Here is a 16,294-nt window from a genome sequence, read left to right as displayed (position 1 = left end):
TGGGTTCCTTTTCTGCTCCGAACTGGATGTCTCCAGAATAAACGACATCTGTCGGATATCCGACGATTGTCGGCGAAGTCACGGGTTCGCGAGACGCAGGCGTGCGAGGATGCCGGAGTGAGCGAACCGAGCGACGATCGGGTGGATGCGCGCGTCGAGCGCACCCGCGCCGCGCTGCAGCAGGCGGCGCTCCAGCTCGCGCGCGAGGATCGGTTCGACGACGCGACCATCGCCGAGATCACCGACGCGGCGGGCGTCAACCGCTCGAGCTTCTACCAGCACTACGACGACCGGCAGGTGCTGCTCGCCGATGCGATCGAGGCCGCCGAGATCGAGGCGGCGGCCGCGGTCGGCACGCCGACGAACGTGCCCGCCCAGCTGCCGCCGTCGATGATCGCCGCGCTGCGGCACTTCGAGACCGATGCCGACCTCTACCGGCGCCTGCTCGGCGAGCGCGGCTCCCCCATCGTCGCGGCCCGCATCCGCAGCCGGTTCGAGGCGCAGGCGCGCGCCGGCGTCGTGTCGTCGGGCACGACGGCGTTCGAGGGCCTCCCGATCGACATCGTCGCGGCCGGCATCGCCGGGTCGTGCCTGGCCGTCATCCAGGCCTGGCTCGAGCTCGACCCCCGCCCGAGCATCGAGACCGCGGCCGGCTGGGTCTGGCGCGTGCTCGTCGGTCCGGGCGAACCGATCTCGGCGCCCGAGCGCGCCCCGGAGCTCTAGGCACGACGAGGCCGGCCCGCCGGGATCCGACGGGCCGACCAGGAGCGCGGAGCGCGCTACTTCGCCGCGTCGAGGATCAGCGAGATCACCTTGAGCGGCTGGCTGATCATCGGCACGTGCGAACTGCTCACCTCGACCGTCTTCGCGCCGGCACGGGCCGCCATGGCACGCTCGGCCTCGGGCGGGATGATGCGGTCGTTCTTGGCGACCATGTACCAGCTCGGGATCGTCTCCCAGGCCGCGGGTCCCGACGGGGCGACGAGCGAGGCCAGCGCTCCCGGCCGCTGCGAGCCGGCCATGTTCTGCGCGACGAGTTTCGGCACGTCCTGCGCGAACAGCTGCGGGAAGAACGCCGGGTCGATGTACGCGTCCGCGTCGCCCTCGCTCGCGCCCGGGAACGGCCGCAGCACGAGGTGGTCGATGACGTCGGTGTGTCCGCCGCCGAGGGCGTTCGCGGCCTGCACCGATTCACCCTCCGCCAACGCGTAGGCGGCGATGAACACGAGCGACTTCACGTTCGGGTTGCCGGTGGCGGCATTGCCGATGACGGCACCGCCGTACGAGTGGCCGACGAGCACGACCGGGCCGGTAATGGTGCTGAGGAACTGCCGCAGGTACTCGCCGTCGGCCTGCGGCCCGCGGAGCGGGTTCGAGAATGCGATGACGGGGTACCCCTTGGCCTGCAGCGCCGTCGAGACGAGGCTCCACCCGCTGGAGTCCGCGAACGCGCCGTGCACGAGCACGACGGTGGGCTTGACCGCCTTCTTGGCGGCGGTGGTGCCGGCGGCGGCGGCAGCAGTGACAGTGGTGACCGAATCGCCGACCGCGTGAGGGCGGGCGTCGGGGGCGGCGGTCGCCGGCAGGGCGGCGGCGCCGAGGGCGACGAGTGAGAACACGGCGGCCACCGCGAGTGCGGCGACGCCCCTTCGCTTGGACGTGATCATGATCGTTCCTTCCGGTTCACATGCGGGGGCTGGACAGAGTGCGGGCGTGCGCCAGCCCCCACTCGAGGGCATGGTCGGCGACCTCCTCCCATCCGGGTTCGGCGCAGATCCAGTGCGAGCGTCCGGGGAACTCGACGTACTCGGTGAGGGCCGGCGACTTCGCGTAGTGCTTCGCGTTCGACCTGTTGACCGAGGGCGGCATGATGTGGTCCTTCTCGCCGCCGATGAACAGCAGGGGCGCCCGGTCGGCGGTGTAGTCGACCCAGGTCTCCTGCCTGCCCGGCTTGAAGTTCGCGATGAGCCCGTAGGCCCACACCCAGTTCGCGGGTGCGGGAATGGCGAACTCCTGCCACACCGCGTCGGAGTCCTCGCGGGAGAGCGTGTTCGCGAACGCGTAGTGGAACTCCTCGGGGGTGAAGCCGACGGCCTTGTGCCGGTTCGCGGGGTTCTTCAGCGCCGGGAACAGCGATTTCACCTGCGAGAGCGGGTTCACGCGCACGCCCTCGGTGGGCGCGGAGTCGACGACGACCGATGACGCCCCGAGCCCGCGGGCGAGCAGCAGTTGCGTGAGCGTTCCGCCGAACGAGTGGCCCATGATGATGGGCGGCTTCGGCAGCGCCTCGATCTGCGCGGCGATGTGGTCGACGGTCTCGGGCACGGTGAGCTTCGCGATGGCCTCGGGGTTCTCGCGGAGCGCCTCGACCTCGATCTCGAAGCCGGGATAGGCGGGCGTGAGCACGGTGAAGCCCTTGGCCTCGAAGCGCTCCTTCCAGCCGCGCCAACTCCGTGGCGTCATCCAGAGTCCGTGCACGAGCACGATCGTGTCGGGAGCAGCGGGGTCGTTCATGGGGTGTCCTTTCGTCGGTGGTGGCGGTGCTGCGGGCCCGGCCGCGCCGGCAGGGCGAGCGGATGTCGCGGGGCGGGCGGATGCGACGGGGTCGGCGCCGCGGCATCCGGTTCAGGAGTCGATGAAGGCGAGCAGGTCGGCGTGCAGCCGGTCGCGCTCGGTGTCGGGCAGGCCGTGGGCGCCGTTCTCGTAGACGAGCAGCGTGGCCCCGTCGATGAGCTCGGCCGATCGTGCGCCGCCGACCTGGAACGGCACGATCTGGTCGTCGTCGCCGTGGATCACGAGCGTCGGCACGTCGATCTTCGCCAGGTCGGGCCGGAAGTCCGTCGCCGAGAACGCGGCGATGCACTCGTACGCGGCGCGGTGTCCGCAGGCCATGCTCGCCAGCCAGAATGCGTCGCGCACGCCCTGCGAGACGTCGGTGTTGCGGTTGTGGCCGAAGAACGGCCCGTCGGCGAGGTCGCGGTAGAGCTGCGAGCGATCGGATGCCTCGCCCGCACGGATCCCGTCGAACACGGCGATCGGCAGGCCGGCGGGGTTGTCATCCGTGGCGAGCATGAGCGGCGGCACCGCGGAGACGAGCACGAGCTTGACGACCCGTGCCGAGCCGTGCCGGCCGATGTAGCGGGCGATCTCCCCGCCGCCGGTCGAGTGCCCGACGAGGGTGAGCTCGGTCAGGTCGAGGTGCTCGATGAGGCAGGCGAGGTCGTCGGCGTAGGTGTCCATCTCGTTGCCGTTCCAGGTCTGGCTCGAGCGCCCGTGGCCGCGCCGGTCGTGCGCGATCGCGCGGTGGCCGTGCTCGGCGAGGAAGAGCGCCGCGGCCTCCCAGGCGTCGGCGTTCAACGGCCAGCCGTGGCTCAGCAGCACGGGCGTGCCGCCCGACCCCCAGTCCTTGTAGAAGATCTGCGCGCCGTCGTCGGCGGTGATGAAGGGCATGGCACCTCCCGGATGCGGGGCGAGTCGCGGAACTCGCGATTCGCGGATGCCTCGATGCTGGCGTGCACGGGCCCCGCACCGAACCACGTGGTGCACGTAGTCGGGAGGTCAGGGCGCCGGGAAGCGCTCCGCCAGTTGCCGCCTCGACGTGATGCCGAGCTTCCGGAACACCTTGCGCAGGTGGTAGTCGACCGTGTTCGCGCTGATGAAGAGTTCGGCGGCGATCTCGGCGTTGGTGCGACCGGCCGATGCCAGGCGGGCGACCGTCGCCTCCTGCGGCGTGAGGGCGTCGGCGATGGGCTCGCCGGGCGCATGCGGGACGACGTGCTCCCCCGTGGCCTCGAGCTCGCGGCGGGCTCGTGCGGCGAAGGCCGGCGCCTCGACCCGCTCGAAGACCTCGAGCGCCGCGCGCAGCTCGGCGCGTGCCTCGCGCCGGCGCTTCAGCCGTCGCAGCCACTCGCCGTACACGAGATGTGCGCGGCCGAGTTCGGCGGGCGACGTCGCGCGGCCGAAGTGCTCGATGGCCTCGAGGTAGAGCGGCTCGGCGGTCTCGGGTTCGGCGAGGAGCGCCGCAGCACGTGCGGCGATGCCGCGGATCCACGGCGTGCCGCCGGCGGCGGCGAACTCGGCGAGTCGTCCGGCAGCGGCGCGCACCTGATCGGGGTGTCCGCTGCGGACGCCGGACTCGACGAGGTCGGGCAGCTGCTGATATGTCACCTGCAGGAACTCGAGGGCGACCATCGGACGCAGCCGCTCGTAGGCGTCGCGGTAGTGGCCGTCGGCGATCTCGCGGATCGCCACGCCCGTCATCGCGACCGTCCACACGCCTGCGAACCCGGTCGCGAGGGTTCCGTCGGCGATCTGCCGGACGAGCTCCACCGGTGCTCCCGACCAGGCCAGGTACGAAGGATTCACGACCTGCTCGGCGTCGTAGCCGATGGCGCGGCGCAGTTCTCGCACCTGCTCCACGTATCGACCGGATGCCGCGGGGTCGCCCCGCACGAGTTCGACGAGTCCGAGCACCCACAGCGTGGTGTCGAGCACGCGCAGGTTTCCCGCCTCGGTGGCGGCGCGCATGGTGCGTTCGAGCAGTTCGACGCAGGTGCGTTCGTCCCACAGTGCCATCGTCAGCGCGACGCCCTCCGAGCCGAGCTCGAGGAGCTGCGCGTCATCCGAGGCGCGCAGCATCGCCACGGCCTCGCGCATGATCGGCGCGGCTTCGGCGTACGGCCGCAGGATGTGGGCGCCGAGCGCGCGCAGCGAGAGGGACATGCTTCCGTCTGCGACCTCTGCACCGTCCTCGAGTCGCCGCCCGAGCTCCCGCAGGGTTCCGCTGCGGACGGCCGACTCCGACGTGAGTTCGGCGTTGAACGCGCCGAGCAGCGCTCGCTGCTCGAGCTCGGGCGCCCGATCGTGGAAGAGCTCGGCCGCCCGCAGCATCGTCGCCACACCGTCGGTGATGCCCTGCGGATCGCCGACGAAGAGCGCGAGCCTCGCCCGAAGCGAGACGCCCCGGCCTGCCGCGACGGAGTCGAGGATGCCGAGATCGATCCGGTCGAGCAGCTCGAGCGCGAACTGCGCCGCGCCCGCATCGGCAGCGGCCTCGGCCGCCGAGAGGAGTCGGGCGTCTCGCGGCGGTCCCTCGGGGGTGAGGTCGGCAGCGCGCGCGAGCAGCCGCGCACGCGACGCCGAACCGCCTCGACTGCCTGCGGCATCCGCGGCCCGCTCCATGCGCTCCGCGACCGTGACGTCGGTGCCGACGACGGCCGCCGCCGCGTGCCAGACCGCGAGCTCGTCGCGACCGAGCTCGTCTGCGGCATCCCGCAGGGCCTCGTGCACGCGGCGGCGGTCGACCGCCGGCATGCCGTTGTAGACCGCGGCTCGAACGAGCGGGTGCCGGAACCCGACGGTGTCGCGCACGGAGGCGAGCCCTGCCTGTTCGGCGGCGGTGGCGGCATCGATCGGCACCCCCAGGCGGAGCGCGGCGGCCTCGATCACCGCCGGATCGCCGGTGGACTCCGCCGCGGCGATGCCCAGCCAACGTCGCGTCGCGGGCGGGAGTGCTGCGACACGGCGGAGGTACGTGGTCTCGAGGCGGAGCCCGATGGGCGTCGGCGCGGGCGCGAGCGACGAGTCCGTGAGTTGGCGCGCCGTGAACTCGTGGCCGAGGTCGATGAGCGCGAGCGGGTTTCCGCCGGTCTCCTCGACGATGCGGGTGGCGAGGAACGGATCGATTCCGGCACTCACCGAACGGCTCAGCAGGTCCAGTGCCGCGCGCCGGTCGAGACCGCCGAGCTCGAGGGTCGGCAGGCCCGCGGCGGCCTCGTCGACCCGGGGCCTCGGCCGCGCACCGAGCAGCAGCGTGATGGGTTCGGCCTCCAGCCGGCGCCCCACGAATGCGAGCACCTGGAGCGACTCGGCGTCGACGAGGTGCGCGTCGTCGACCACGCAGACGAGCGGTTCGCGCTCGGCCGCGACCGCGAGCAGCGAGAGCATCCCGAGGCCGACCAGGTAGCGATCGGGCACGGGGCCGTCATCGACGCCCGCGGCGATGCGCAACGCCGAGGCCTGTCGTGGCGGGAGCGCGGGAAGCAGCCGGGCGAATGGGCCGCCGAGCCGCTGCAGGGCCGCGAACGGCATCGCCGACTCGGCCTCGACGCCGTCGGTGCGGATGACGCGAACCCCCGCGAGGCCGCGCGTCGCCTCCCCGAGCAGGGCGGTCTTGCCCACGCCGGGCTCGCCGCGCACGAGCAGCGCCGATCCGTGCCCGTTGCGCGCGGATGCGACAAGTTCGGAGAGGCGCTCGAGTTCATCGGCGCGGCCGAGGAGCGAGGGCGGGGTCTGGTCGATGCAATCCACGGTAGTGGAGCGCTCTCACGCCCCGCTACGGTGTCGGCCGGATGGCGCGATCGGGCGTCGAGCGGATGTCGCGGGTCGCCCTCGTGCGCAGCTGCAGGGTGTCGCGCAGTCGTTCGAGCGCCGGCACGGCAGCTTCGAGTGCGGCCGCATCGGCCGGCTCGAGGTCGACGAGCGCCTCGGCGAGGATCGCGGCGCTCGCGGCGTCGAACCGCTCGAGGAGGCCGCGCGCCCTCGGCGAGGCGCGCACCTCGACGCGGCGCCGGTCGAGCGCACCGGGTTCGCGCCTGATGAGGCCGTCGGCCTCCATCGCCTTCAGCAGGTTGCTCACCGTCGTGCGGTTCAGGCTGAGGTCGTCGGCGAGCTCGACGGGGCTGCGCGTCGTGCCCGCGGGCAGCGCCCGCAGCACCTCGATCTGCGCGTCGGGGATGTCGGGCAGGTGCTCGGACTCGCGGGCGGCACGCAACAGGCTGCGCCGCAGCGGTGAGATGAGGCCGCTGAGGCGGGCGACGTCGACGCGATCGGCGCCGGACCCAGCACCGTTCATGCCCGAACCACCGGCGGGTTCAGCGATGAGCGCTCGTTGAGCAGGTCGGGGTGGAATCCAGCGGCGACCTTGTAGTCATCGGCGATCTGCCGCAGTTCGGCCTCGGGGATCACGTCGTGGATGTCGGCGAAGCCCTGCGGCGCGCGTTCGTAGGCGAGCTGCATGACCCGCTCGGGGCCGAGCTGACGCGTCATCCCGTTGAGACGCGTGGTGACCGGGCGGCGATCGGCCTCGTACGCGGCGAGCGCGGCGTCGAGGTCGCCGCCCGGCCGGTCGGCCCCGGCGAGGTGGAACGCGAGCGACCGCGCATCGAGGATCGCCTGCGAGGCACCGTTCGATCCGTTGGGGTAGAGCGCGTGCGCGGCGTCTCCCAGCAGCGTGGTGCGACCGACCGTCCAGCGGTCGAGCGGCTCGCGGTCGACCATCGGGTACTCGAGGATCTCGTCGGCGGCGGCGATGACCGCCGGCACGTCGAGCCAGTCGAAGCGCCAGTCGGCGAAGAGCTCGACGATGGGTGCCGGGTCGACGGCGTGGTTCCAGTCGGCGGTCTCGTCGACGCCCTCCGGTGCCTGTCGCTCGGCGATGAAGTTCACGCGCGTCATGCCGTCGTCGGCGCCGGGCGCGACGAGCGGGTACGCCACGAACTTCTGCTCGGCGTCGCCCGCCATGATCATCGTGCGGCCGTCGAGGTAGGTCGGCGCGATCGCGGTGCCGCGCCAGAGCACGAGGCGATTCCACGGCGGCGCACCTTCGCTCGGGTGCGCCTGCGCCCGCAGGGCCGAGTGGATGCCGTCGGCCCCGACGACCACGTCGGCCTCGAGCACGAGCTCGGCGCCCGAGGTATCCGCGAATCGCACCCGCTCGCAGACGCCGCCGTTCGCGCCCTCGGCGCCGTGCTCGACGCCGGTCGCGCGCCGGCCGAGCCGGATCGCGTCCGCCCCGAACCGCCCCCGCACCTCGTCGGCGAGCAGCAGCTGGAACTCGCCGCGGTGCACCGAGAGCTGCGGCCAGTGATACCCCGCCTCGAGGCCGCGGGGCTCGCTCCAGATGCGCTGGCCGAAGCGGTTGAAGTACGAGAGCCGGCCGGGCGCGGTGCCGATCGCGGCCACGGCGTCGGCGAGGCCGAGCTCGGTGAGCTCGCGCACGGCGTGCGGCAGCAGGTTGATGCCGACCCCGAGGGGCCGCAGCTGCTGCGCCCGTTCGACGACGGTCACGTCGTCGAACCCGGCCGTGCCGAGACTCAGGGCGGTTGCCAGGCCGCCGATGCCGGCTCCGACGATGACGATCTTCACGCTGCCTCCTTGCAAGTGGTGAATTGAGTTTGAAACAAACACAATCGCCTGTCAAGGGGCTCGTGCATCTCAGCCGATGCCCGTCGCCAACTGGTTGCCGCTGCGGAGCACGCGCGGGTCGCGCACGGCGTCGACGTCGAGTGTCTCGATGCCGCGCACGACGAAGGTCCACGACTCACCGGGCAACAGGGTCACGAGGCCGGAGTCGACCGAGGCCCGGGGGTCGAGCCGGTCGACGAGCAGGGTCAGGTCGCGCACCACGGAGCCCACCGCGGTCACAGTGAGGGCGACGCCGTCCTCGGCACCGGCCGTCTCGACCGCCAGGTCGTCCGCCGCGAGCGAACTGTCGCGCGGCTCCGCGAACCACCACAGGCCACGAGCACCGCCGAGCGAGGCCACGAGCAGTTCGCCCGCGGCATCCGTCGCCTGAGCGACCTCGAGCGGAATCGGCACGGTGACCGACCCGCGGGCCGCGACCGTGACGGATGCCTCGACGCGCGCTGCGACCGAGCCGTCGAAGCCGCGCCGCTCGAGCACGACCTCGCCCGCCCAGACCTCGCCCGTGTCGTTGCCGAGGATCGCGGCGAGCCCGTCGCCCCTGGGCTGGATCGTCACGACGCGCGGCGCGAAGGCGTTGCGGATCGCGTGCAGCAGCGGCTTGGCGTGCCCGTCGCCGTCGATCGCCGCCCACGAGGTGACCGGCCAGCAGTCGTTCAACTGCCAGACGACCGCGCCGGAGGTCTTCGGCCAGTGCGAGCGGTAGTGGTCGAGCGCGCACGAGATCGCGTTCGCCTGATTCAGCTGCATGGCCCAGTGCCAGGTCTGCATGTCGTCGGGCACCCGGTAGTGGCGCACGAGACCCGCGGTGAGCTTCGCGTTGCCGTCGATCGCCTTCTGGTGCACGATCATGCCGGGCGACGCGGGCGTCAGCGGGTCGTCGCTGATCGAGCGCGTCAGCGTCGACCACGCGGGCGGCCCCTGCCAGCCGAACTCGGCCACGAAGCGCGGCACGCGGTCGCGGTAGTGCGGCCAGTCCTGCTGGTTCCAGAGGTCCCACACGTGCATGGTGCCGTGGGCCTCGGCGTTCGGGTGCTCGCCGTTCGGGCTGAACGGGCTGCCCGGGGCGTACGGGACGTGCGGCGCGAGCTCGGCCACGAGGCCCGGGAAGAGCTCGTGGTAGTAGTACGCGCCCCAGGTCCTGCCGTCGAGCGCGAGCTTCCAGCCCCAGTCCTCGTAGCCCCAGAGGTTCTCGTTGTTGCCCGTGAGCAGGGCGAGCGAGGCGTGGTGCGCGAGTCGCACGATGGTGTCGCGCGCCTCGGCGGCCACCTCGGAGCGCAGCGGCTCCTCCTCGGCGTACGCCGAGCACGCGAACAGGAAGTCCTGCCAGGTGAGCAGGCCCAGCTCGTCGGCCAGGTCGTAGAAGTCGTCGGCCTCGTAGATGCCCCCTCCCCACACGCGGATGAGGTTGAGCCCCGCGGATGCCGCCTGCTCGAGCCGTGCGCGGTACCCGGCGCGGTCGACGCGAGACGGGAACGCGTCGTCGGGAATCCAGTTGACGCCCTTCACGAGGACGGGCTGCCCGTTGACCACGAGCTGGAACGGGGTGCCGTCGGCGTCGGGCGTCGTGTCCCAGTGGAGCTCGCGGAAGCCGACGACGCGGTGCGTCGAGTCGATCACCTGATCGGCATGGAGCCGCACGTCGACGACGTATCGCGGCTGCTCGCCGTAGCCGATCGGCCACCAGAGCTCGACGTCGTCCAGCTCGAGCCGCAGGCTCGCCCGGCCGTCCACCACCTCGACGATGTCGGAGGGGATCTCCACGAGGCCCGGGCCGTTGACCGCGACGGACACGAGCATCGGCGACGCGGCCGGGGTCCCGGGTGCTCGCGCGATCAGGACCTCGGCGACGATGACGCCGCCGTCGCCATCGACGTCGGCCCGCACGAGCACCTCGTCGAACCGGGCGGTCGACCAGGACTCGAGCCGCACGGGCCGCCAGATGCCGCTCGTGGCGGTCGCGATGCCCCAGTCCCAGCCGAAGCTGCAGGCCGACTTGCGAATCGCGTCGAACGGCGTCGGATACGGGCGCGGCCTGGCCCCGAGCGCGACGCTCTGCGCGTTCGCGTACCTGATCGGGCTGCGGAAGGCGACGACGAGGTCGTTGCCCCCGGCGCGCAGCAGCTCGGTGACGTCGACGCGGTGCGACCGGTGCTGGTTCGCGACCTCGGCGACGACCGTGCCGTTCAGCGAGACCGTCGCCACGGTGTCGAGTCCGTCGAAGACGAACTCGTGCACGGATGCCTCGGCGAGGTCGGCCTCGGCGAGGTCGAACGTCGTCTCGTACGTCCAGTCGACGAGCCCGATCCACGCGACGGCCGATTCGTTGTCGTCGAGATAGGGGTCGGGAATGAGCCCCTCGCGCATGAGGTCGAGGTGCACGACGCCCGGCACGACCGCCGGGATCGCCGCATCGGCCACGGACGCCGGCACCGGGCCGGATGCGGCGCGCACGCGCCATCCGCTGTGCAGGGGTCGTTCGACCTTGTGCAGGTGCTGCCGGCTCGGTGCGCTCATGTACCGAGGCTACGGGCGAGCGGATGCCTCGGGTTCGGACGCGCCCGCGGTCATGGCCGAGGTCGTGGCCGAGGTCGTGGCCGCATCGCACTGCGTCGCCGACAGCCGCCCCTCGGGGTCGAGCCTCGCGAGGATGCTCGCCGTGATCGCCGCGAGCTGGTCGAGTTCAGCGGGCGCGAGGGCGTCGAGCACGTTGGAACGCACGGTCGCGACATGACCGGGGGCCGCCCGGTCGAGCACGTCGAGGCCCGCCGCCGTGATGCGGGCGTTGGTGGCGCGCTTGTCCTGAGGGCACGGGAACCGCTCGAGCAGCCCACGTTCCTCGAGGCGACGTGCGACGTGCGAGAGACGCGGCAGCGTTGCGTTCGTCTGCGAGGCGACCCTCGTCATGCGGCTCGTGCGGTCGGGCGAGGCGGCCAGCACCGAGAGCACGAGGTACTCGAAGTGGGTGAGCTCGACGTCGCGCAGCAGCTGCGCGTCGAGCATGGTCGGCAGCAGTTCGCTCACGGCGACGAGCCTGGCCCACGCCGTGGACTCGGCGGGAGAGAAGGGCTGGATCGCGGTCATGGTCACGAGTCTAGCGCATTGGTTGTCAAGACAACTAAACCATGCTACGGTTTGGTTGTTCCAACAAGTAATCGCCTCGGCGGCGCGGGCACCCTCGCATCCGGGCATGACAAGGAGTCGCACAATGAGCACGGTCAGCATCATCGGCAAGGGCAACATGGGCCAGGCGATCGCCGCCCTCGTCACCGACGGCGGCAACGAGGTCGAGTTCGTCGGCCGCGAGTCCGCCCCCGTGACCGGCGACATCGTCGTCCTCGCGGTCCCCTACCCCGCACTCGCCGACGTCGTCGCCGTGCACGGCCCGCAGCTCGCCGGCAAGGTCGTCATCGACATCACCAACCCGCTCGACTTCGCCACGTTCGACGGCCTCGTCGTCGCCGCCGACGGCTCCGCCGCGGCCGAGCTCGCCGAGTCGCTCCCCGAGTCGAGCGTGCTCAAGGCGTTCAACACGAACTTCGCGGCCACCCTCGCCGCGAAGTCGGTCGGCGACGTGAAGACCACCGTGCTCGTCGCCGGCGACGACGAGACGTCGAAGCAGCAGGTGAGCTCGGTGTTCACCGCCGGCGGCGTGAACGTCGTCGACGCCGGAGCCCTCAAGCGCGCCCGCGAGCTCGAGTCGCTCGGGTTCCTCCAGCTCACCCTCGCCGCGCAGGAGAAGATCTCCTGGGCCGGCGGGTTCCCCCTCGCCGCGTAACGCTCCACCCGCTCCCGGGGTCGTTCTGCGACACGATCGCGCGCCGTTCGGGCCGCGGATGTCGCGGAACGACCCCGGGAGCGTTCTCGACGCCTCCGCGCGAACTCCCACGCCCCGCGGCACTCGGGCACTAACCTGACCTCGATGTGGTGGAATCGGAAGCACCCGAAGCCCGAGCCGGAGCCTGACGGCCCGGACGCCGCCGCGGCGGCCGCGGCGGCCACGCCCCTGCACCGCAACGCGTTCATCCTCGCGGGCCTCGGCGGCGCGACCCTCGCGGTGTTCGGCATCGCCCAGATCTCCTCGATCGTGGCGCCCGTCTTCCTCGCCCTCGTGCTGACGATCTGCGTGCACCCGCTGCGGGTCGCCCTCGAACGTCGCGGTGTCCCGCGCGGCATCGCGACCGGAGCGGTGATCTTCGCGGTCGCCGCCCTCATCGTGCTGTTCGCCTACGCCGTGCTCGTCGCGTTCAGCCAGTTCGCCGAGCTGCTCCCCCAGTTCGCGCCCGAGATCCAGGCGTGGATCGCGGGCATCGCGGCCTGGCTCGCCTCGATCGGCGTCGAATCGGCCGAGATCCACGAGGCGCTCGGCGGCTTCGACGCGGGCCAGATCATGCAGGTGATCTGGGGCGTCGCGGGCGGCGCCGTCGGCCTGACCTCGACCTTCGTCATCATCTTCACGATGCTCATGCTGATGGCGATGGACGCCGCGCTGCTGCCCGCGGTGCTGCGCCAGATCGAGCCGCGCCGCGCCCTGCTCGTGCACTCGCTGCGCGACTACGCCACCAACGTGCGCCGCTACATGGTGGTCACCACCGCGCTCGGCGTCGCGCAGGGCCTCATCAACTGGCTCGTGCTCGAACTGCTCGGCGTGCCCGGCTCGTTCATCTGGGGTCTGCTCTCGTTCATCTGCAGCTTCATCCCCAACGTCGGCTACTTCATCGCGATCATCCCGCCCATCGTCTTCGGTGCGCTCACGGGCGGATGGCCCACCGTCCTCGCCGTCATCGTGCTCTACGGCATCGTGAACGCCGGCGTGCAGTCGATCGTGCAGCCGCGCGTGGTCGGCAACGCCGTCGCCCTCAGCCAGAGCATCACGTTCTTCTCGGTGCTGTTCTGGGCGATCGTGCTCGGCCCCACCGGCGCCATCCTCGCGATCCCCCTCACGCTCCTCGTGCGGCTCATGCTCGTCGACACGAATCCGCGCATGCCGTGGGTCAAGCCGCTGCTCGGCGACCTCGACGAGACGAAGGCGCGCCTCGCGACATCGGATGCCGCACGCCGGGCCGAGCGCAAGGCGAAGAGGTCCGGGCAGGTCGTCGACCCCGCCGGCCCCGTGGCATCCGATGCCTCGGCCGACCCCGCGGCATCCGCCGGCCCGCCCGACGGCGCGAACCGCGCCTGAGCCGGATCCACGACCGTGCTCGCAGCCATCGGCCACCTGCTCCCGATCGCCATCGCGATGGCGATCAGCATCGTGCCGATCATGGCCACGATCGTGCTGCTGCTCGCACCGAATCGCGACCGAACGGCCCTGCCCTTCCTGATCGGCTGGACCGGCGGGCTGCTGCTCGTCGTCACGCTCTGCGCGCTCGGCGCCCAGCTCATCCCCGTGCCGAAGTTCGGCCTGCGGCCCAACACCGCCGTCGGCGCGTGGGAGATCGCGATCGGGCTGGCCCTCATCGTGCTCGCGGTCGTGTCCTGGCTGCGCTCCCGGCGTGCCGCCCGCACCGAGCTGCCCACCTGGCTCCGTTCCGTCGACAAGCTCGGGCCCTGGCGCGCGCTCGGGCTCGCCCTCGTGCTCAATGTGCGCCCGAAGGCGATCCTGCTCGCGATCGCCGCCGGGCTGGCGATCCGCGGCGAGGAGCTCGACCTCAGCGGCGCCGCGATCGCCATCGCGGTCTACACGGTCATCGCGGCCTCGACGGTCGCCGTGCCGATCATCGTCACGCTCGTCGCCCCCGAACGCATGGAGCCCAGGCTCGTGTCGGCGCAGGACTGGCTCATCCGCAACAGCGCCGTCGTCTCCTCGCTCATCGTGCTGCTGGTCGGCGTCGTCGTGCTCGGCAGCGGCATCAGCCGGTTCTGAGTCGGGAACCCGCGCTCACTCCGGCAGCGAGACGACGATGCCGGTCACGCCGTGCAGCACCGCGGCCACGCCCGCGTCGATGGCCCGATACGCCCGCGCCGGGGTCACCGCCGCGGCATCCTGCGCATCGTCGGTGATGCCCGTGCCGCGGAACGTCGCCCCCGGCCAGATCACCGAGGTGACGTTGCCGGTGGGCTCGCCGAGCTGGGCGCCCAGCACGAGGTACTGCTGCTCGAGGTGCTGCGCGGTGCCGTAGGCGAACTCGTCGACGACGCCCGCGCCCGCGCCGATCACGAGGTCGGCTCCCGCCGCGGTCGCCTGCTCGAACCGGTGGATGAGCTGCTCGGAGTCCGCCGCATCGGGCAGCGCCTGCACCACGGCCCCAGAACGGTCGGCCCAATCGGTGATCGCGGCGAGGATCGTGGTCGTGGCCTCGTCGCCACCGGCCGTCACCACGACGACGCGGTACCCCGCGGGCACCTCGACGCCGGTCCAGGAACCCGGCTCGGGCGCGATCGTGGCCTCGGGCGACGGGCTGACCTCGCCGCCCAGGAATGCCGGGTCGAGCACCCCGACCGGTGCGGCGTCGCGAGGCGTGCCGGCCGCGCACCCGGTCGCGCCGACGACGAGTGAGAGCCCGACGGCGATGAGGCCCGCGGCGGGGCGACCGAGGAAGGGACGGGCACGGGAGTGGCGGGCACGGGGTCGAGGCACCCGGCGATCCTGCCCCTGGCGCACGACCTGGCCGCGGCCCGCCGGTGCCGCGCAGGTGAACGCGGGGCGAACGCTCGGCTGTTCGCCTCGCGGTCGCCGCTCGTTCACCTCGCTGGGGCAGGGTTCCCGGCGACCCGAAGGAGTCCCCCACGATGCCCCCCACACCCATCCGCAGGCCCGCCCTCGCCGCGTGCCTGCTGGCACTCGCGCTCGGCGTGTTCGGCGTCTCGGTGGGCGCCGTCCCGGCCTCGGCGCACGGATTCTCGTCCACCGTCTACGTGAACGCCGCCGAGGGGCCGAGCGGCGACATCCGCGCCGACCTCGACCTCGAGTACGACCTGCTCGTGGTCTCCGCATCCGAGAACGAGCAGGACCCGGCCTTCTTCGACGACGGGATGTCGCTCTTCGAGACGGGCAGCGAGGCCGACGCCCTGAACGCACATGCCGACACCGTCGTCGCCTACGTGGCGGAACGATTGACCGTCTCCTCCGAGGGCGCCGCGTGCGTCCCGTCGCGCGTCGGCGATCTCGGGGCACATGAGCGCGACGGCGTGCCGTACGCACAGCTCACCCTCGACTTCGACTGCCCCGCGGCATCCGGGAGCGAATCGGACCTCACGGTGCGGAGCAGCCTCTTCGCCGACGACGAGGGCTACGTCACGGGCACCGAGACGATCCTCGTCTACGACTTCGGCGACGACGCCGGCAGCGTCGCGCTCGACGCCGGCAATCCCGAGTTCTCGACCGGGCAGGCCTGGACCGATCGGTTCGGCGAGTTCTTCGCGCTCGGCGCGGAGCACCTGCTGAGCGGCGCCGACCACCTGCTGTTCCTCCTGGCGCTCATCGTCGGCTCGCGCCGCCTCCGCGACGTGGTGCTCGCCGCGACGAGCTTCACGATCGCCCACTCGGTGACCTTCCTGCTGGCCGCGGTCGGCGTCGTGTCGGTGCCGGCCGCGATCGTAGAGCCGGTCATCGCCCTGTCGATCGCCGTCGTGGCGATCGTGTACCTCTGGCAGGTCGCGCGGCAGCGCAGCAGCGCGACCGCGACCCCTGCGCCGCCGGCCGGGCGCCTCGGCCTGACCCGCACGGATTGGCTGCGGCTCGCGGTGGTCTTCGGGTTCGGCCTCATCCACGGGCTCGGCTTCGCCGGTGCCCTCGGCATCGACGAGCCGTGGTCGTGGTCGCTGCTCGGCTCGCTGCTGGTCTTCAACGTCGGCATCGAGTCCGTGCAGATCGCGATCATCCTCGTGGTGTTCCCGCTGCTCGCGACCACGCGGTCACGAGCGCCGCGCACCGGACTGTGGGTCGGCATCGCCGTCTCGGCGGGCGTCGCGCTCATGGGCCTGTTCTGGTTCGGCGAGCGGATCCTCGGCCTCGGCTGACCCGTCGGCGCGGCGGCGAGTGCACGGGCTTCGGCTGCGGGCCACCGGCCGTCGGACGGATGTTCAACTGCGGTTCACGCCGTACCGCGACGGTGAAGCCGCGCACTCCGCGCATCTCACACGCATCCGA

General features: G+C 72.0%; 14 protein-coding genes. 5 read left to right on the top strand and 9 right to left on the bottom strand.

From position 1 onward, the window contains the following. Positions 1 to 117 precede the first annotated feature (117 nt). Positions 118 to 723, top strand: a complete 606-nt coding sequence (locus AC3IPY_RS03845) for a TetR/AcrR family transcriptional regulator (RefSeq protein WP_489186797.1) — start codon at positions 118 to 120, stop codon at positions 721 to 723. 56 nt (positions 724 to 779) lie between these two features. Here AC3IPY_RS03845 and AC3IPY_RS03840 read toward each other — a convergent pair whose 3' ends face one another. From AC3IPY_RS03840 to AC3IPY_RS03805, 8 genes are all read right to left on the bottom strand, one after another. After that, a complete protein-coding gene (locus AC3IPY_RS03840) occupies positions 780 to 1,667 on the bottom strand; it encodes an alpha/beta fold hydrolase (protein ID WP_489186795.1) in 888 nt (295 codons plus the stop codon). A 16-nt stretch (positions 1,668 to 1,683) separates the two neighbouring features. Beyond that, complete coding sequence (locus AC3IPY_RS03835) at positions 1,684 to 2,514, bottom strand: alpha/beta hydrolase (protein WP_489186794.1); 831 nt, start codon at positions 2,512 to 2,514, stop codon at positions 1,684 to 1,686. A 111-nt stretch (positions 2,515 to 2,625) separates the two neighbouring features. Continuing rightward, positions 2,626 to 3,450, bottom strand: coding sequence for an alpha/beta fold hydrolase (locus AC3IPY_RS03830; RefSeq protein WP_489186793.1), 825 nt, complete (start codon positions 3,448 to 3,450; stop codon positions 2,626 to 2,628). A 108-nt stretch (positions 3,451 to 3,558) separates the two neighbouring features. Further along, on the bottom strand, positions 3,559 to 6,309 hold the full coding sequence (locus AC3IPY_RS03825; protein WP_489186791.1) for a helix-turn-helix transcriptional regulator: 2,751 nt from the start codon (positions 6,307 to 6,309) through the stop codon (positions 3,559 to 3,561). Between the two features lie 25 nt (positions 6,310 to 6,334). Continuing rightward, positions 6,335 to 6,853: a MarR family winged helix-turn-helix transcriptional regulator gene (locus AC3IPY_RS03820; RefSeq protein ID WP_489186790.1), complete on the bottom strand. Its 519-nt coding sequence runs from the start codon at positions 6,851 to 6,853 to the stop codon at positions 6,335 to 6,337. Beyond that, positions 6,850 to 8,145, bottom strand: coding sequence for a flavin-dependent oxidoreductase (locus tag AC3IPY_RS03815; protein ID WP_489186789.1), 1,296 nt, complete (start codon positions 8,143 to 8,145; stop codon positions 6,850 to 6,852). Before AC3IPY_RS03815 ends, AC3IPY_RS03820 begins: the two co-directional genes overlap by 4 nt. Positions 8,146 to 8,214: 69 nt before the next feature. Beyond that, complete coding sequence (locus tag AC3IPY_RS03810; protein ID WP_489186788.1) at positions 8,215 to 10,719, bottom strand: glycoside hydrolase family 2 protein; 2,505 nt, start codon at positions 10,717 to 10,719, stop codon at positions 8,215 to 8,217. A 9-nt stretch (positions 10,720 to 10,728) separates the two neighbouring features. Continuing rightward, positions 10,729 to 11,286, bottom strand: coding sequence for a MarR family winged helix-turn-helix transcriptional regulator (locus AC3IPY_RS03805; RefSeq protein ID WP_489186786.1), 558 nt, complete (start codon positions 11,284 to 11,286; stop codon positions 10,729 to 10,731). Positions 11,287 to 11,410: 124 nt separating this feature from the next. On the opposite strand from AC3IPY_RS03805, the gene AC3IPY_RS03800 reads away from it, so the two are divergent. From AC3IPY_RS03800 to AC3IPY_RS03790, 3 genes are all read left to right on the top strand, one after another. After that, positions 11,411 to 11,980: an NADPH-dependent F420 reductase gene (locus AC3IPY_RS03800; protein WP_489186785.1), complete on the top strand. Its 570-nt coding sequence runs from the start codon at positions 11,411 to 11,413 to the stop codon at positions 11,978 to 11,980. Positions 11,981 to 12,124: 144 nt separating this feature from the next. Then, positions 12,125 to 13,384 (top strand): AI-2E family transporter, encoded by a 1,260-nt coding sequence (locus tag AC3IPY_RS03795; RefSeq protein ID WP_489186783.1) that lies wholly within the window; start codon positions 12,125 to 12,127, stop codon positions 13,382 to 13,384. 15 nt (positions 13,385 to 13,399) lie between these two features. Continuing rightward, positions 13,400 to 14,068 (top strand): GAP family protein, encoded by a 669-nt coding sequence (locus AC3IPY_RS03790; protein ID WP_489186781.1) that lies wholly within the window; start codon positions 13,400 to 13,402, stop codon positions 14,066 to 14,068. A 15-nt stretch (positions 14,069 to 14,083) separates the two neighbouring features. Here AC3IPY_RS03790 and AC3IPY_RS03785 read toward each other — a convergent pair whose 3' ends face one another. Then, complete coding sequence (locus tag AC3IPY_RS03785; RefSeq protein WP_489186780.1) at positions 14,084 to 14,782, bottom strand: BMP family ABC transporter substrate-binding protein; 699 nt, start codon at positions 14,780 to 14,782, stop codon at positions 14,084 to 14,086. A gap of 152 nt (positions 14,783 to 14,934) precedes the next feature. On the opposite strand from AC3IPY_RS03785, the gene AC3IPY_RS03780 reads away from it, so the two are divergent. Continuing rightward, on the top strand, positions 14,935 to 16,164 hold the full coding sequence (locus tag AC3IPY_RS03780) for a HupE/UreJ family protein (protein WP_489186779.1): 1,230 nt from the start codon (positions 14,935 to 14,937) through the stop codon (positions 16,162 to 16,164). Positions 16,165 to 16,294: the final 130 nt, after the last annotated feature.

The organism is Agromyces sp. GL_144 (assembly GCF_057834305.1).
This window is presented reverse-complemented; position numbering and strand designations above follow the sequence as displayed.